This window comes from Mesorhizobium sp. M0062 (genome assembly GCF_040323125.1).
In the GTDB taxonomy this organism is placed as follows: Bacteria; Pseudomonadota; Alphaproteobacteria; order Rhizobiales; family Rhizobiaceae; genus Mesorhizobium.
This window is the reverse complement of record NZ_JAMYUO010000009.1, coordinates 22,166-38,606: the sequence shown is the minus strand read 5'-3', so window position 1 is coordinate 38,606 and position 16,441 is coordinate 22,166. Positions and strand designations below refer to the sequence as shown.

14 protein-coding genes are annotated in these 16,441 nt (G+C 61.5%); 10 read left to right on the top strand and 4 right to left on the bottom strand.

Features of this window, described 5'->3' with window-relative positions; all coding sequences use genetic code 11:
* Positions 1–36: 36 nt before the first annotated feature.
* The 6 genes from NKJ64_RS13220 to derI all read left to right on the top strand — a co-directional run bounded on the left by NKJ64_RS13220 (position 37) and on the right by derI (position 6,407).
* Positions 37–978, top strand: coding sequence for a D-ribose ABC transporter substrate-binding protein (locus tag NKJ64_RS13220; RefSeq protein WP_081726801.1), 942 nt, complete (start codon positions 37–39; stop codon positions 976–978).
* 109 nt (positions 979–1,087) lie between these two features.
* Entirely contained in the window at positions 1,088–2,647 is a 1,560-nt protein-coding gene (locus NKJ64_RS13215; RefSeq protein ID WP_352462756.1) for an FGGY-family carbohydrate kinase, read from the top strand.
* Entirely contained in the window at positions 2,644–4,161 is a 1,518-nt protein-coding gene (locus NKJ64_RS13210; protein WP_023691089.1) for a glycerol-3-phosphate dehydrogenase, read from the top strand. Before NKJ64_RS13215 ends, NKJ64_RS13210 begins: the two co-directional genes overlap by 4 nt.
* Entirely contained in the window at positions 4,161–5,099 is a 939-nt protein-coding gene (locus tag NKJ64_RS13205; RefSeq protein WP_352462788.1) for a sugar phosphate isomerase/epimerase family protein, read from the top strand. The genes NKJ64_RS13210 and NKJ64_RS13205 overlap by 1 nt, the downstream gene beginning before the upstream one ends.
* A gap of 76 nt (positions 5,100–5,175) precedes the next feature.
* Complete coding sequence (locus NKJ64_RS13200; RefSeq protein WP_352462755.1) at positions 5,176–5,943, top strand: triose-phosphate isomerase; 768 nt, start codon at positions 5,176–5,178, stop codon at positions 5,941–5,943.
* Between the two features lie 26 nt (positions 5,944–5,969).
* Positions 5,970–6,407 (top strand): D-erythrulose-4-phosphate isomerase, encoded by a 438-nt coding sequence (gene derI, locus NKJ64_RS13195; protein ID WP_023672592.1) that lies wholly within the window; start codon positions 5,970–5,972, stop codon positions 6,405–6,407.
* A 15-nt stretch (positions 6,408–6,422) separates the two neighbouring features.
* Here derI and dhaL read toward each other — a convergent pair whose 3' ends face one another.
* Both dhaL and NKJ64_RS13185 read right to left on the bottom strand, forming a co-directional pair.
* The gene (gene dhaL / locus NKJ64_RS13190; RefSeq protein WP_023706016.1) at positions 6,423–7,064 is read right to left on the bottom strand and encodes a dihydroxyacetone kinase subunit DhaL; all 642 of its coding nucleotides are present in this window, start codon (positions 7,062–7,064) and stop codon (positions 6,423–6,425) included.
* 26 nt (positions 7,065–7,090) lie between these two features.
* Positions 7,091–8,098 (bottom strand): dihydroxyacetone kinase subunit DhaK, encoded by a 1,008-nt coding sequence (locus NKJ64_RS13185; protein WP_352462754.1) that lies wholly within the window; start codon positions 8,096–8,098, stop codon positions 7,091–7,093.
* A 475-nt stretch (positions 8,099–8,573) separates the two neighbouring features.
* On the opposite strand from NKJ64_RS13185, the gene NKJ64_RS13180 reads away from it, so the two are divergent.
* Positions 8,574–11,471 (top strand): class I SAM-dependent DNA methyltransferase, encoded by a 2,898-nt coding sequence (locus tag NKJ64_RS13180; protein WP_352462753.1) that lies wholly within the window; start codon positions 8,574–8,576, stop codon positions 11,469–11,471.
* Between the two features lie 861 nt (positions 11,472–12,332).
* Here NKJ64_RS13180 and NKJ64_RS13175 read toward each other — a convergent pair.
* Positions 12,333–13,643, bottom strand: a complete 1,311-nt coding sequence (locus tag NKJ64_RS13175) for a hypothetical protein (protein WP_352462752.1) — start codon at positions 13,641–13,643, stop codon at positions 12,333–12,335.
* 315 nt (positions 13,644–13,958) lie between these two features.
* On the opposite strand from NKJ64_RS13175, the gene NKJ64_RS13170 reads away from it, so the two are divergent.
* Positions 13,959–14,759 (top strand): thermonuclease family protein, encoded by an 801-nt coding sequence (locus NKJ64_RS13170; RefSeq protein WP_352462751.1) that lies wholly within the window; start codon positions 13,959–13,961, stop codon positions 14,757–14,759.
* A 405-nt stretch (positions 14,760–15,164) separates the two neighbouring features.
* On the opposite strand, the gene NKJ64_RS13165 is transcribed toward NKJ64_RS13170, so the two are convergent.
* Entirely contained in the window at positions 15,165–15,593 is a 429-nt protein-coding gene (locus NKJ64_RS13165) for a MerR family transcriptional regulator (RefSeq protein ID WP_352462750.1), read from the bottom strand.
* An 83-nt stretch (positions 15,594–15,676) separates the two neighbouring features.
* Here NKJ64_RS13165 and NKJ64_RS13160 point away from each other — a divergent pair, with 83 nt between their 5' ends.
* Both NKJ64_RS13160 and NKJ64_RS13155 read left to right on the top strand, forming a co-directional pair.
* A complete protein-coding gene (locus tag NKJ64_RS13160) occupies positions 15,677–16,087 on the top strand; it encodes a mercuric transporter MerT family protein (RefSeq protein WP_352462749.1) in 411 nt (136 codons plus the stop codon).
* 17 nt (positions 16,088–16,104) lie between these two features.
* The gene (locus NKJ64_RS13155) at positions 16,105–16,395 is read left to right on the top strand and encodes a heavy-metal-associated domain-containing protein (protein WP_352462748.1); all 291 of its coding nucleotides are present in this window, start codon (positions 16,105–16,107) and stop codon (positions 16,393–16,395) included.
* The last annotated feature ends 46 nt before the right edge of the window (positions 16,396–16,441 follow it).

Below are 16,441 nucleotides of genomic sequence, written 5' to 3'. Positions count from 1 at the left end.
GCAGCAAGACCGCGTAAAATCATTGGAGGAATGTACATGAAAATCGTGCTTAGAAGTTTGCTTGCCGCCGCGATGGTGGTCGGGTTTAGCGCAGCCGCATCGGCCGCGGGCCTGATCTCGATCATCGTCAACGATCCGGCCAACCCCTACTGGCTGACCGAAGGCAACGTTGCCAAGGCCGAAGCCGAAAAGCTTGGCTATACAGCCAACGTCGCCGCCCACAAGGGCGACACCAATACCGAAAGCAATCTGATCGACACCGCCATCACCAACAAGTCGGTGGCGATCATCCTCGACCCGGCCAATGCCGATGGTTCGGTCGGCGCGGTGAAGAAGGCGATTGCCGCCAACATCCCGGTTTTCCTCGTCAATGCCGAGATCAACCAGGAAGGCCTCGCCAAGGGCCAGCTCGTCTCCAACAACGCGCAGGGTGCGGCTCTCGGTGCCCAGCAGTGGGTGCAGGCGGTCGGTGAAAAGGGCAAGTATGTCGAACTGCTCGGCGCCCCGTCGGACAACAACGCCGCCACGCGCTCGAACGGCTACGCGACCGTGCTGAGCCAGTATCCGGATCTCGAAAAGGCCGCTTCGCAGGTCGCCAATTGGGATCGCACCCAGGGACACGACAAGATGCAGAGCATGCTGCAGGCCAATCCCGACATCATCGCCGTGATCAGCGGCAACGACGAAATGGCGCTTGGCGCAGTTGCGGCGCTGAAGGAAGCCGGCAAGCTCGCCGGCATCAAGGTCGGCGGCTTTGACGGTTCCCCGGATGCGGTTGCGGCCATCAAGTCCGGCGAACTGCAGTACACCGTGCTTCAGCCGGTGGCCATCTTCTCGGCCAAGGCCGTGCAGCAGGCCGACTCGTTCATCAAGACGGGCGCTACCGGCGCCACCAGCGAGAAGCAGCTGTTCGATTGCCTGCTCATCACCAAGGACAATGTGGACAAGTACACCGCACCCTTCGTGCTGTCGGAATAAAACGTGCTCAGGGGGTGTCCTTTGCGGACACTCCCTGGCTCTTCCACGGCTCCAGACAATAAAGACTGCTCCTTGTGAATTGCCTTCATAATCATCCGGAACGTGCGGCATGAAAGACCTGCTGATCGGGATCGACGCGGGAACGTCCGTGATCAAATCGGTCGCTTTCGATCTCTCGGGGCGGCAGCTTACCATGGCGTCGGTGACCAACAGCTTCGTCACGCTGGAAGGCGGCGGCGCCGAGCAGGACCTTGATCAGACCTGGCGCGACATGGTGCTGACCGTTCTCGATCTGGCGACGAAAATTCCAGACCTCGCGCGGCGAACCGCGGCCGTCGCGGTCACCGGGCAGGGCGACGGCACCTGGCTGATCGATGGCGACGGCATGCCGGTCGGGCGCGCCTGGCTCTGGCTCGATGCGCGCGCCGGACATCTGGTGGACGAGATGCGCGGCGATCCCCGGGATCGCACGCGGTTCGCGATCACCGGCACCGGGCTCAACGCCTGCCAGCAGGGCGCTCAGCTCAGCTGGCTGAAGAAAAACAGCCCGGAAATCCTGGAGCGCGCCGCCAATGCCTTTCACTGCAAGGATTGGCTCTATTTCAAGATGACCGGCGAGCGCGCCACCGATCCTTCGGAGGGAACATTCACCTTCGGCGATTTCCGCTCGCGCAGCTATTCCGACGAGGTGCTCGACATTCTCGATCTGACGTCGCACCGCCGGCTGCTGCCGCCAATGCTCGAAGGCACGACCGACCATCATCCGCTTTCTGCGTCGGCAGCAAATGAGACCGGCCTGCTTGAGGGCACGCCGGTGGTGCTGGGCTATGTCGACATGGTCAGCACCGCGCTTGGCGCCGGCCTCTATGATCCAAGCGGCAATGTCGGCTGCACGGTCATCGGCTCGACCGGCATCCACACACGCCTGGCGCGCACTGCCGACGACGTCGTTCTCAACGACGATGCATCAGGCTACACGATCGCCATGCCGGTTCCTGGCGCGTATGCGCAACTGCAATCCAACATGGCGGCGACGCTCAACATCGACTGGCTGCTTGGCCTGGCGCGCGACGTGCTGACCGCCAGCGGCGCAAAACCTTCGCGCGACGAGCTGCTGAAAGCGCTCGATGTCTGGGTCGAGGGATCGGAGCCGGGATCGCTGGTCTATCAGCCCTATATCTCGCTTGCCGGCGAACGCGGACCGTTCGTTGACCCCGACGCACGCGCGGGCTTCATCGGCCTCTCGGTCAAGCACGGTTTTGGCGATCTGGCGCGCGCAGTTCTCGAAGGATTGGCCTTCGCGGCCCGCGATTGCTACCAGGCCATGGGCAGCGTGCCCGGCGAAATCCGCCTGTCTGGCGGCGCCGCGCGCAGCCCGTCGCTGCGCCGTATCATCGCTGCGGCGACCCGCGCGCAAGTCAGGACCAGCAGCCGCCAGGAAGCCGGCGCCGCGGGTGCGGCGATGATGGCCGCGGTCAGGCTTGGCGTCTATCGCTCGATGGATGTTTGCTGCGCCGAGTGGGTGACGCCGCTGCTGGGCGAATGCGACGCCTATGACGAGGCGCTTTCGCAAACCTACGATGCGCTGTTTCCGTCCTTTGTCGCGGCGCGTCAGGCGCTGCATCCGGTGTGGAAATCGATGGCGCACCGCACAGGAGCTAAGTCTTGAGCGATACAACGGATATTGTCGATCTCTTCGTGATCGGCGGTGGCGTCAACGGCGCCGGTATAGCGCGCGATGCCGCGGGTCGCGGGCTGTCGGTCATCCTGTGCGAGAAGGACGATCTGGCGCAAGGCACCAGCTCGCGTTCCGGCAAGCTGGTGCATGGGGGCCTGCGCTATCTCGAGTACTACGAGTTCCGGCTGGTGCGCGAGGCGCTGATCGAGCGCGAGGTGCTGCTTGAGGCGGCGCCGCACATCATCTGGCCGATGCGCTTCGTGCTGCCGCACAGCCCCGAAGACAGGCCGGCATGGCTGGTCCGGCTCGGGCTGTTTCTCTACGACCATCTTGGCGGCCGCAAGCGCCTGCCGGGAACGAGGACGCTGAATTTGAGAACCGCGCCGGAAGGAGCGCCGATCAAGGATGAATTCAAACGAGGCTTCGAATATTCGGACTGCTGGGTCGATGATGCACGGCTGGTGTTGCTCAATGCGCTCGACGCCAGTCAGCGTGGCGCAAAAGTCTTCACGCGCACGGCCTGTATTGCTGCCAGGCGCGAAGGCGGCCTGTGGTCGATCGACATGCAGGATGGCCGCACGGGTGCTGTGACGAGGGCCCGCGCACGCGGGTTGGTCAACGCGGCCGGGCCATGGGTGAATGACATCGTCAGCCGCGTCGCTGGACAGAATTCCACCCGCAACGTTCGCTTGGTGAAAGGAAGCCATATCGTCGTGCCGAAATTCTGGGAGGGACGGCAGGCCTATCTCATCCAGAACAACGACAAGCGGGTGATCTTCGTCAACCCGTATGAGAACGATCTGGCGCTGATCGGCACCACCGACATTCCTTATGAAGGTCGGCCCGAAGAAGTGGCCGCCGAGGCAAGCGAGATCAATTATCTGATCAAGGTGGTCAATCGCTACTTCAAGCGGCAGCTGACCGCGCAAGACGTGGTCTACAGTTTCTCGGGCGTGCGTCCGCTCTATGACGACAATGCCGACAACCCGAGCGCGGTGACGCGCGACTACATCTTCGAACTCGACGCCCCGAACGGTGGCGCGCCGCTGCTTTCTGTGTTCGGCGGCAAGATCACCACCTTCCGCAAACTGTCCGAACATGCGCTGGAAAAGATCCAGCCCTTCTTTCCGACCATGAAGAAGGCCTGGACAGCCAAAATTCCCCTGCCGGGAGGCGACCTGCCCAACGCGGATTTCGAGCAGTTCCTGGGCGATCTGCACGCCGAGTTTTCGTGGCTTAGCCCGTCGCTGGTGAAGCACTATGCCCGCAGCTACGGCACGCGCACGCGCGCCTTGCTGAAAGGCGTAAAAGGCGAAGCCGATCTCGGCCGTCGTTTCGGCCCGGATTTCTATGAGCTCGAAGCTGTCTTCCTGTTCGAGACCGAATGGGCGATGACCGCCGCCGACGTTCTCGAACGCCGGACCAAACACGGGCTGCATATCAATGCGGCCGAGCGGAAAACATTCGAAGACTGGTGCACAAAGACAATGGCGGCGGTGAACTGATGGCCTTCACGCTTTCGCTGAACACCAACCCGCTGGTCAATCGCTTCGCCGATCCCGACGATCTGATCGACGCCATTGCCTATGGCATCGGCATCCGCGACGTGCAACTGACGCATGAATTCGTCAATCCGGGCTGGCCGGCGGCAACGATCGCCAAGTTCGTTCGCCTGTTCAACAGCGCCCTGGCGCGGACCGGCGTGCGGATCACTTCGGGTATGACCGGTCCCTATGGCCGGCTCAATCATTTCGGCCATCCGGACGCGGATGTGCGCCGCTATTATGTCGATTGGTTCAAGACCTTCGCCGACATCTCCGCCGAACTCGGCGCGTCGGGCATGGGCACGCAGTTCGCCATATTCACCTACAAGGATTTTGACGATCCGCAGCGGCGCGCGGCGCTTCTCGGCATCGCGCTCGAATGCTGGCGCGAAGTGGCCGAGCACGCCAAAGCGGCGGGCCTGACCTACGTTTTCTGGGAACCGATGTCGGTCGGCCGCGAGTTTGGCCACACGATCGAAAGCTGCGTCGAATTGCAGGGCGCCATCGATGCGGCCAAGCTGCCGATCCCGATGCAGATGATGGTCGACATCGACCATGGCGACGTGACCTCGCCCAATCCTGACGACACTGATCCCTATGCCTGGGCGAAAGCGTTCCCGTTGCAATCGCCGATCATCCACATCAAGCAATCGTCGATGAACAAGGGCGGGCACTGGCCGTTCACCGCCGCCTACAACAAGGATGGCCGCATCATCCCGCAGAAGCTGCTCGACGCCGTGCGGGCGGGTGGCGGAACCGACAATGAAATCTGCCTTGAACTTTCCTTCCGGGAGAGGGAACCGGTCGATCATCAGGTTATTGCAATGATCCGTGAGTCGGTGGATTTCTGGGCGCCTTACATCGACAGCGGCCGCGAAAGTCTCAAGCCTCGCGCTTGAGGCAAACCGCCGGCCCGAAGGCCGGCGCAGACCCGGAAACACGCATCATTCGAATTTCGGATCGAAGGAGAGAAGAATGGCCCCATATTGGGTCGGCACGAGCTGGAAGATGAACAAGACGCTGGCGGAGGCGCTGCAGTTCGCCGAGGCATTGGCGGCGTTCGTGCCGGGCTTCGATCCGGCGATACAGCCTTTCGTCATTCCCCCCTTCACCGCGGTGCGGCAGGTCAAGGCGGCGCTCGCCAACACCCGCGTCAAGGTCGGCGCCCAGAACATGCATTGGGCCGATGCCGGCGCCTGGACGGGCGAGATTTCGCCGGTGATGCTGAGGGATTGTGGGCTCGACCTGATCGAACTCGGCCATAGCGAGCGCCGTGAGCATTTTGGCGAGACGGACAAGACTGTGGGACTGAAAACGGCGGCGGCAGTCAGGCACGGCTTCGTACCCTTGATTTGTGTCGGCGAGACGCTGGCCGAGCGCGAGGGCGGCCGCGCCGACGAAATCCTGACCGCGCAGGTTTTGGGCGCGCTGCAGGGTCTCGCAAACAATGAGTTGTCGGCAGAGATACTCTTTGCCTATGAACCGGTGTGGGCGATCGGCGAGAAAGGCATTCCGGCCAGCGCCGACTATGCCGACAAGCAGCAGGCGCTGATCAAGCAGATCGCAGCAACCCGGTTGCCGACCGCCCCGCTTGTGCTCTACGGCGGCAGCGTCAATCCCGGCAACGCGGCCGAACTGATCGGCCAGCCGCATCTCGATGGGCTGTTCATCGGCCGCTCGGCATGGCAAGCGGAAGGCTATATCGACATTCTCAAAAAGGCGTCGGCCGCCATCGCGCGCTGACCACGAAAACGAAGGAGTTCATTGCCATGAAGATCGCACTCGGAGCCGACAGCGCCGGCAAGCCGCTGCTCGATGTCATCGCCAAGCATCTCGCCACCAAGCCAGAACTGCAGGTCGTCGATCTCAGCCAGGCCGGATTCTACGCCGATATTGCCGCTGCGGTCGGCCACGAAATTGTCGACGGCAATTACGACCGCGCCATCCTGTTTTGCGGCACCGGCATCGGCGTCAGCATCTCGGCCAACAAGGTGCCCGGAATCCGTGCCGCGCTAACCCACGACACCTATTCGGCGGAACGCGCTGCGAAATCCAACAATGCCCAGATCATCACCATGGGTGCGCGCGTCATCGGCCCCGAACTGGCCAAATCGATCGCCGACGCCTGGCTGGCCTCGGAGTTCGATCCGAACGGTCCCTCTGCCGCCAATGTGCAGGCTGTCGACAAGCTCGACGCGAAGCGCTGAGGATTCGCTCCCGACCTAGCCGGTCAAGGCGATCCGCATCGCCTCGATGACGGTTACGGCGGACGCCGCGCCTGGATCCATATGGCCAAGCGAGCGTTCGCCGAGGCGGGAGGCCCGGCCCTTGGTGGCGATCATCGCCTTGGTCGCCTCCGCGCCGGCCTTTGCCGCCTCGGCTGCAGCCGCGAGGCTGCCGGCCAGCCCCTTGCCGGCGGCCAGTGCCTCGCCCGCAGCCGTCGCGGCCGGCGCCCACGCATCGATCATCGTCTTTTCGCCAGGCTCGGCCTTGCCGCGATCCTGAATGCCTCTGGCCATCGCTTGGAACATAGCGACCGCGTCGGCGTCGTCGAGCGTCGCCTTGCCCTTGACGGCGGCCGCGCCGCGCATGAATGCCGTGGCATAGAGCGGGCCCGAGGAGGCGCCGACGGCGTTGAGGAACGACTTCGCCGCCGTGTTCAGCAAGATGGTCGGATCGGTGGTGCCGGTATCCAATGCGGCCACCGCATCGCGTGCCGCGGAAAATCCAAGCTCCATCGCAATGCCGTGGTCGGCATCGCCGATCACCCCGTCAAGCGCGCACAACCGATCCCGGTCGGCTGACATAGCGTCGGCGATGGCCGCGAACATCGCGGCAAGGCGGGTGGTGTCGATTGTCGTCATCTCTTGTTCCTTGCCGTTCACCAAGTTTACCCGGCGCGAAACATGGCGCAGTCGCAAGGGTGGTCGAGCATCGTTTGCAACTCGTCGTCGAGGTGGTGCAGCGTAATCGAAGCGCCGGCCATTTCGAGCGAGGTGCAGTAATTGCCGACCCAGCTTGCGTGAATGGATACACCGATATCGTCAAGCCTCTGCTTCGCGCGCCGGTTCATGATGTAGAGTTCCATCAGCGGCGTCGAACCCAGCGAATTGACCAGAACGGCGACCTTCTCGCCGCGTGCCGGCGCCATCTCGGCGAGAATCCTGTCCAGCATTTCGTCAGTGATCTCGTCGGCCGTTTTGAGTTTTCCTCGTGCGATGCCGGGTTCGCCATGGATGCCCATGCCGATCTCCATCTCGTCGGGTCCGATCTCGAAATTCGGCCGGCGGGTTTGCGGCAACGAACAGGGCGCCAATGCCACGCCCATGGTGAATGTGTGGTCGTTGGCCTTCCCGGCAATGCGTTCGCATTCGTCGAAGGACAGCATCCGGTCGCAGGCAGCGCCTGCCGCCTTGAAGATGAAGAAGTTGCCGGCGACACCGCGCCTCTTGTGCCTGTCGCCAACGGGCGCGGAAGCGACGTCGTCGGTGCTCAGAACCGTGCGCACCTCGATGTCGTCCATTGCGGCCATCTCGGCCGCCATGTCGAAATTCATGACGTCGCCGGCATAGTTGCCGTACATGAACAGCACACCGGCGCCGCCGCTCGCCGCCTTGGCGCATTCGAGGATCGGGTCGGGCGGCGGAGAGGCGAAGACATTGCCGATCGCCGCCGCGTCGGCCAGCCCCTTGCCGACGAAGCCGAGAAAACTCGGCTCGTGGCCCGAGCCGCCACCAATGACGAGGCCTACCTTGCCTTGGCGCGGTCCATCGCGGGCGATGATAGAGCGCTGGCTTCCGTCAACGGCTTTGAGATGGCGGGGATGCGCAGCCAGGATGCCTTCCAGCATCTCGTCGACGGCGCGATTGCCGTCATTGATGATCTTCTTGGTTTGCACCAACGTCCTCCCGATTTGGTATTTTCATAGATGATACCGGGCGTTATCAGGCTGCCTTCGGGCGAGGGCAGGGGCGCGATGCCCACCAAACTGCCTCGATCGGCTTCGTAGCTGTTACCAGCCGTTCTGGCAGAAGCTAAGCGGACCGAAGTGCGCGGACAATGGCGCTGTAGTGTACAAGATCGCACCACGGCTTAGAAAAGGCGGTGGCTCCCCGGGCCGGACAAGTTAGATAAATCGAACCGGGTACAAAAATGCCAGAAAAGTCATTACTTACAATCGCTTGGCGCGACCGCTTCCACAAAGCGTCGACCGCCTTGGTGTATCTCAAGGGGTAGCAGCGGTGTATCTCTCAGTCAAGCTCGGTTTTGCCACTTCGGCAAAGCATAGCCAGAGTTTGGTCTCTTGATGGTGCCTGAACAACCCCTATGATGGCTCTCGCTGGTCCCTCCAGCGTAGGGGAGGCCACCACAGCATGACGCCACAAACCTTCATCGCCAAGTGGCAGAACTCTCAGTTGAAGGAGCGGGCAGCCGCCCAGGAGCACTTCCTCGATCTTTGCCATATGCTCGGGGAACCCACGCCCGCCGACGCGGACCCGACAGGCCAAGACTATGGCTTTGAGGTCGGCGCTTCCAAGACAACGGGCGGCAATGGGTTCGCTGACGTCTTCAAGCGCAACCACTTCGGATGGGAATACAAGGGCACCAAGGCCAACCTCGACACCGCGTTTGCACAGCTTCAACGTTACGCCGTGGCGCTGGACAACCCGCCTCTGCTCATCGTGTCGGATATTGGCACTACCATCCGCATCCACACCAACTGGACAAACTCGGTCTCAAAGACCTACGAAATCGCCATCACCGATCTTGGCGATGCCGAAAAAAGAGGTTGGCTCAAATCAGCCCTGTCTGATCCCGAAGCTCTGCGTCCAAAGAAATCCCGCCAAGAGCTTACTGAAGAGGTTGCTGCGGAGTTCGCACAACTTGCTCGTTCTCTGCGGGATCGCGGTCACGTGCCGGAACAGGTGGCCCACTTCATCAACAGGCTGGTCTTCTGCATGTTCGCGGAGGACGTAAAGCTCCTTCCCGAAACGATCTTCACCCGGATGCTGGAACAGGCGCTGGAAGACCCGAGCGAGTTCGAACGCTTTGCCCGTGAATTGTTCGTGGCGATGAGGGCCGGTGGTCGGGTCGGCTTCGAGAAGGTGGCGTGGTTCAACGGTGGCCTGTTCGACGACGACCTCGCTTTTGCTTTGACCAAGGAAGAGATCAAGCTGGTCCACCGGGCAGCCTCGCAATACTGGGGAGACATTGACCCTTCCATTCTCGGCACGCTGTTCGAACGTGGTCTCGACCCGGATAAGCGCAGTCAACTGGGAGCGCATTACACCGACCGTGACAAGATCATGATGATCATCAACCCGGTGATCGTCGAGCCGCTAACTGCCGAGTGGCAAAAGGCCAAGGCCGAAATCACGGGTCTAATGGCGAAGGCGACTTCATCCAAGGGCAGCACCTCGACCCGCGCCCAAAACCAAGCCCAAGTCGTGTTAGAGCGACACCTGAAGCGGCTTGTGGAATACCGGGTACTGGACCCCGCGTGCGGGTCAGGCAACTTCCTCTACCTCGCTCTGAGGGCTCTGAAGGACCTCGAACACAAGGTCCAAGTGGAGGCCGAGGCGATGGGGCTGCCGCGCAGGTTTCCGCAAATTGGCCCCGAGGTGGTCATGGGCATCGAGCTAAATCCCTATGCAGCGGAACTTGCCCGCGTTTCGGTGTGGATTGGCGAGATACAGTGGATGCTCAAGAATGGCTTCGCCGCCAGCCAGAACCCGGTGTTGAAGCCGCTCCACAACATCGAGTGCCGGGATGCGCTGCTCACGTGGGTTCCGGAAGGCGGTGAGGGTGCGGGACGGTGGATCGAAGCCGAGTGGCCCAAGGTTGACGCTGTCATCGGAAACCCGCCTTTCCTTGGCGGCAAGATCATGCGATCGGAATTGGGTGACATCGCCGTCGCCACCCTGTTCGCGACCTATCGTGGCCGGGTTCCGCCCGAGGCCGACCTCGTTGTGTACTGGGTGGAGAAAGCCGCGACCGCAATTCGCAAGAGAGCTTTGACCCGTGCCGGCTTGGTTACGACGAACTCAATACGCGGCGGGGCGAACCGTAGGGTGATGGACGGTATCTCGGAGAACATGAGCATCGTCGCTGCGTGGGATGATGAACCTTGGACCGTTGACGGGGCAGCAGTCAGGGTTTCCTTGGTCGTGTTTGGAACGTTGAACGATGGAGAGGTTCCGCATTTGGACGGACAGCCTGTCACAAAGATCAACCCTGACCTCACCGCGACCGAGATCGATCTGACAAAGGCAAGCCGACTTGAGGAGAACGCCGACGTGGCGTTCCAAGGCCCTGTTAAGATTGGTTCCTTCGAAGTCGATGGGAGTTTCGCGCGCCAGCTCTTGACAATGCCCAACAACCCAGACGGCTCTCGCAATACAGATGTGATACGTCCGTGGATAAATGGAATAGACGTTGTCCGTCGCAGAAGGGATATGTGGATCATTGACTTCCACGAGCGCCCCGAAGAGGTGGCCGCGATTTATGAGGGCCCATTTGAGCATGTGCGAGCCGTTGTCAAACCCACGCGCGATAGCAATCGAAGGGACCGAAGGCGGATAAACTGGTGGATGCATGGGGAAACGGTACCCGGTTTGAAGGGTAGCATGTCGGGTCTCGACAGAGTTATCGTTACTCCTCGCGTTTCGAAACACCGGATCTTTGTCTGGGTATCGTCGACCACATTGCCGGACAGCAGATTGGTGGTGATCGCACGACAAGATGACGAAATGTTCGGCATACTCCACTCACGGTTCCACGAGCTGTGGTCGCTTCGTCTTGGCGGGTGGCACGGGGTCGGCAACGACCCGCAATACACGCCCTCTCAGGGCTTCGAAACCTTCCCCTTTCCCGAGCGGCTGACGCCGGACGTGCCGGCCGATGAATATGCGGGTGACACGAGAGCGGCAGCCATCGCTAAAGCAGCCAAGCAGCTCAACGAGCTTCGAGAGAACTGGTTGAACCCTGCTGATCTTGTTAGGAGAGAGCCCGAGGTGGTTGCTGGTTACCCCGACCGCATCCTACCAGTGACCGCAGAGGCGGAAAAGCTCCTAAGCACTCGCACCCTGACGAACCTCTACAACGAACTCCCAGCATGGCTTCAGCACGCTCACAAGGCGCTGGATGACGCCGTGGCGGCGGCCTATGGGTGGCCCGCCAACTTGTCAGATGACGAGGTCCTGGCCCGCCTGTTCGCGCTCAATCAAGAGCGGGCTTCCGCTCAGGTCGACCGAGCCCTGACCAAACATTGAAGGGGGTCACGCGGGGAGGGGCCGCAACGAGGGAGCAGCTGGCAGGCTGGAGTGCTGGATAAGAAGTTCACAAGCCCGTTCAACGTCGCGACCGACGTGACGCAGTACGCGACCCCTCGACCTCGGATAGGCGTGCAACTCTGTCGCGCCGCTTCCGGTTCCCCACTGCTTGTGCGTTCCTGACGACATCTTGTGAACCAGTTTCGCAGCTTGGACGCGCTTGAACTCTGCCTTCGTTTCCGCCTGGGGATCGTCGCGGATAATCATCTCGACAGCGAGCGCGACTGCGACGACGCGAGAGGGGTCTATCTTCGCCTTGCGTAGCCTCGCCCAGGCGGCTCGCGCACGATCGTCAGGTGACAGCCCTCGAAGCCTGAACGCCTCCACATGAGGCCCAGCGGCCCTGTACAACGTCTCCACGCGCTCGATGGCGTTCGTGACCCATAAGTTGTCCGCGTTCGCCTCAAGCCAAGTGAGGGCAGCCTTGCGATAAGGTGTGATCTCCTTGGCGGTGTATGACTGTTTGTAAGCGCTGCCGTGACGGGCAAGGTGGTCCGAGTGCGAGCGACAGAACCGGGTGTCCAGACCGTCTTCTGTGGCCGCACGGGCAGGCTTACCGCAGCCCACAACGCGGCAGCGTGTGAACATATGGCTTGGCTCAGAAGCTCTGGCTTTGACCTCGTTCTTGCGCTCTCGCTTCATAGTCCAATTCGTCAATCTCGGGTCCCTCTTAGGTGTTCCGTGGGTCTCCCCTTAAGGGGACCAAGCAGTGGAGATGAATGCCCACCTGAGTAGGATAGAGGTGGCCTTAGCATGCAGATGAAGGTTGATAGGACCTGATACAGAGACAAAGTCTCCCCCTCAGTCTTCAACCGTGACAGTGCCTTCAACACGGGCATGAGCCTTGAACACAGTAAGCATGGTCTCCTTGGTCACCAACACCTTGGAGGATGGAACCATCACCGCATCATGGATCGGTAGAGCGACAATGCCCTTGGCTCGAAGATCAAGGAGAACGTCGACAAGGATGCTGCTCTCAATGAACTGAGCGTCGTGACCAAGACCCTTGTGGAAATGATCTTTGATTAGTGGGTGCTTGGCTTCGATGGCGTCGACCACCTCGCCGATCCTGTCGGCCTTGCGGAACAGGTCGCGAGTGTCCTTGGGGAACCTGTCGAGCCGTCGCTCGGCGAATATCATGGCGCTCATCACCTTCTTGATGCCATCTCGCTGCTGGTTGTATCCGGGCATCGAATAGAGGTCGCCGGTGGCTGGGAGGTGGCCTGCCATGCCGTAGAGGATGCGTGCGCCCACTTGACCGTAGTCCAGCTCCACGGCCTTCTCTCCCCCGATCTTGAGGCCCTGCCGTCGCTCGTGTTTCCGCAGTTGCTGCCAGAAGCCTCCGAACATCCTGCCGCCACTGGTGAACCGCGCTTGGGTGAATACGCGACGTAGGCGCCTGTCGTCGATGTCGAAGGACGTATGCGGCCAAGGAATGCCCAAGGCATCATATCCGAGATCGGCCGCCGCCAACCATTGGTTGATCGCAGCAAGCTCGTGGCGGTAACGCTCTGTGGTTGGGGTGTCGGCATACTGCTCAAGTCCCCCTTCATCCCAATAGTCGTCAGCATCCTTGACCCGCTTGAGAATGATGGTTTCGCCGTGAGGATGTTCGTCGAGGTCGCTAGTCTCGATGTCGCCGTCATCCATTCGCGACAGTAGTGTCGGACCCGGTCGGATAACCGTCGATTTGGAAGCGCCAGGTATCGGAGGGGCCGTGTCCTGACGCACATAACCCAGCTCGGGCTTGGCGAGGAGGTCCAAGATGCGCGGAAATACCTTGCTATAAGCACGTGGCCGATACCGGCTCTTCGTCCCTAAGTGCCTGTTGGAGCGGGTGACGTAAATTCCCCCGGGATAGTCCACGAGGTGATGATGCATGAGGTCGGAAAGGATCGCGTCTACAGTCAGGTCGAAGGTTTCTTGGTCTGCCGCCCGGCGCTTGTTCCTCGTCAGCCCTGAACGATGCTCGTAGTTCAGGAGTGACCTGATGGCTTCCGCCACGATGCCCTTAGCGTTGTCCGATGAAGCGAACCGATAGGCATTGAGAGGACGATCGCGTTCGTCATCTTCGTCATCTGATGTCGCGATAAGCGAGGCGATCTGATCCAACTGCAATCTTCCAATTCTTCAAAATGACCACCCCGCTCCCACGGCCACACCGAGGGCCACGGGCGGTCATGAGGTCGGGCAGGGGAAAGGGGGCTCGGCAGCGCCTCGCGGGTCTGAGCGCGCGCCTACGGCGGCCTGTCACCGGTTGCCGTTGGCCAGCGGGATACCGCAAGTCAGGCGGCGTGGCTATCCGTGGGACAGAGGCAAAAGCGCACGGGCTGTGCCTCACGCCGGTGTAGTGATAGGCTGGGCTTCGACCCCATTTGCCGGAGGCAACGCTGCGGGGTCTGCCTGTGAGGCCGGGGGGCATTCACAATGGAACCCGAGGACCTGAAGTCCCGTATCGAGACTGCGCTGGGTCGCGGTCACCTCAGCCATTGGCAAAGACAATTCCTCGTCGACATTCACGCCCGTCTGGTCAAGTACGGTCCCAACACGAGGCTGACCGACAAGCAGCGCGCCAAGCTTATCGAGGCAATCGGCTACTTCCCACCAAGCAGCCCTGCACCACCGCTGCCACGACCGAACAAGTCTCAGTCACCGACTTGGAGACCGCGTCGCCGACGGAGCCCGGTTGTGCGCGAAGCCCGGTATTTGGCCGGCCGGTTTGCCAGAGCCTTTGGGTTCGCCCTGGCTTTGGTTGTCGGTTCCCTCATCTACTCCTACGTCACCGACCCGCACACCGCCTTCTCAAGCGCCCCAGGCCCTGCATTGCCAGACGCTGGAAGCCTGAAGCCATTGGCGCGGAACCAGTTCACGATCACGGACGGTGACACTATCCGCCTCAACGGTGCCGCGAAGGGGACCCGGTTGGTCGGCTTCAATGCGCCCGAGAGCATCGAACCAAGGTGCGGCTCTGAGGGAGACCTTGGGCGTCGAGCGAAGGCCCGCCTCAAGGAGCTGGTCGCCACTGCGCAGTTGGAACTGAAGATGGTTCCCTGTTCTTGCCCGCCGGGCACCGAGGGCACCGGTAAGTGCAACTATGGGCGAAGCTGCGGTTCACTCTTTGCCGATGGTCGCGATGTTGGCCAGGTGTTGGTGTCAGAGGGGTTGGCTGTACCGTTCGTCTGCGGCTCCACAAGCTGTCCGCCGACGCCGCGCCCTTGGTGTGGGTAACGGTCGGGCGGGTAATCGATGAGGAGCGACTAAATCCTCGCTAACGCCTTCTCAGCGCCCGCACGGTCGTCTTCTGATCATGCGAACGGCCTATCTGGTCAATCCCGTTGCCTTAGCTATCGTCATTGCCCGGCCGCTGTGTCCAGCATCGCGTGACCTTACGGAGCGTGTCGCTGTTTCGTCACTGGGCTCCCTGCCACAGTCCGTCTTCGGGTCGGCCTTGGCCGCCTCAATGCCGGCCGTCTGGGCTTCCTTGGTAGCGGCCGCTTGGGCTTCCGCCATTGCGGCCATGAACGCCAATCAGCACCCCTACGGACGCCGGCAACAGAATGATGGCACTCGGCCTGTGCGCGGCCGGGCAGTCTGGCCAGCACCTGCATGGCAGCTACAGACGAGGCGATCGGCCTAATTGACGGCAGTCACTTGGAATAGCGTCTCAATCAGTGGGCATGCCGGCAACGTGCCATCCCCGCACTGCTTGACGACCTCCTTCAGGACCTGTTCCATGCGCTTCAGGTCGGCGATCTTTGCGCGCACGTCCTCAAGATGTGTCGCCGCAACCGCACGAGCATCTGCACAAGGCTGGTCACGCTCATCCACAAGCCGTAGCAGCGCGCGGATTTCGTCAAGGGAGAAGCCCAGCTCTCGCGCTCTCAGAACGAAGCGAAGGCGTCGCTCGTGTGTCGCGTCGTAGTTTCGGTAGCCGCTTTGCGTGCGCGGCGGCTCCGGTAGAAGGCCGACCTTCTCGTAGTACCGCACCGTCTCCAAATTGGTTCCGGTCCGCTTGGCCAGTTCAGCCCTTTGCAGACCCTTCACCAATGCGTGATCGCGCATCGCAAAATTCCTCTTGAGCCTGTAGTCACTACAGACCGCACATTACTGCGGAGACTGGATTTCGGCAATCAGCGAAGGACGAAATGGAAACTCTTGGAAACATCCGGTCGGCGTCCGCCGATGAGGTCTCAGGCCGCAGCCACGCTGGACGGCAACGCCTCGTCATAGCAGGCGGCATACTTGGCGCGCTCGCTGCATCTTCGTGCTGCATCGTGCCGCTGGTACTGTTCAGCCTCGGTGTCGGTGGCGCGTGGATCGGCAACCTTACCGCGCTCGCTCCCTACAAGCCGCTCTTCGTGACGGGGACGGTTGGCGTCCTCGGCTATGGCTTCTATCTCGTCTACTGGGCACCGACGCGAGCCTGCGCAGATGACGCCGCCTGCGCTCGCCCATTGCCTAACCGGCTCGTCAAACTCGCACTCTGGTCAGCGACGGCGCTCGTAACCGCCGCGTTTGCCTTCGACTACGTCGCGCCCGTGCTGCTTGGCGCATAAACAAGGAGAATTGTCCCATGCAGAACCTTTTGAGCGCCTTCGTCGTCGGGGGGATCACCTTGGCTGCCTCTGCCGCCTTCGCTGCCGAGCGCACCGTCACCTTTGGTGTCGACAACATGACCTGCGCCTCCTGCCCTTATATCGTGAAGACATCCATGGCCTCAGTGGCTGGCGTCGACAACGTGGCCATCTCGTTAGAGGCCATGACGGCCACCGTGACTTTCGACGACGGGAAGACGACCGCCGAGGCTATAGCTGCCGCCAGCACAAACGCGGGTTACCCGGCGCATCCCCAACAGGGAAGCTGACAGTCTTCCGAGCCCAACCCGAACCCACTGCCCTTCAATTAGGCTT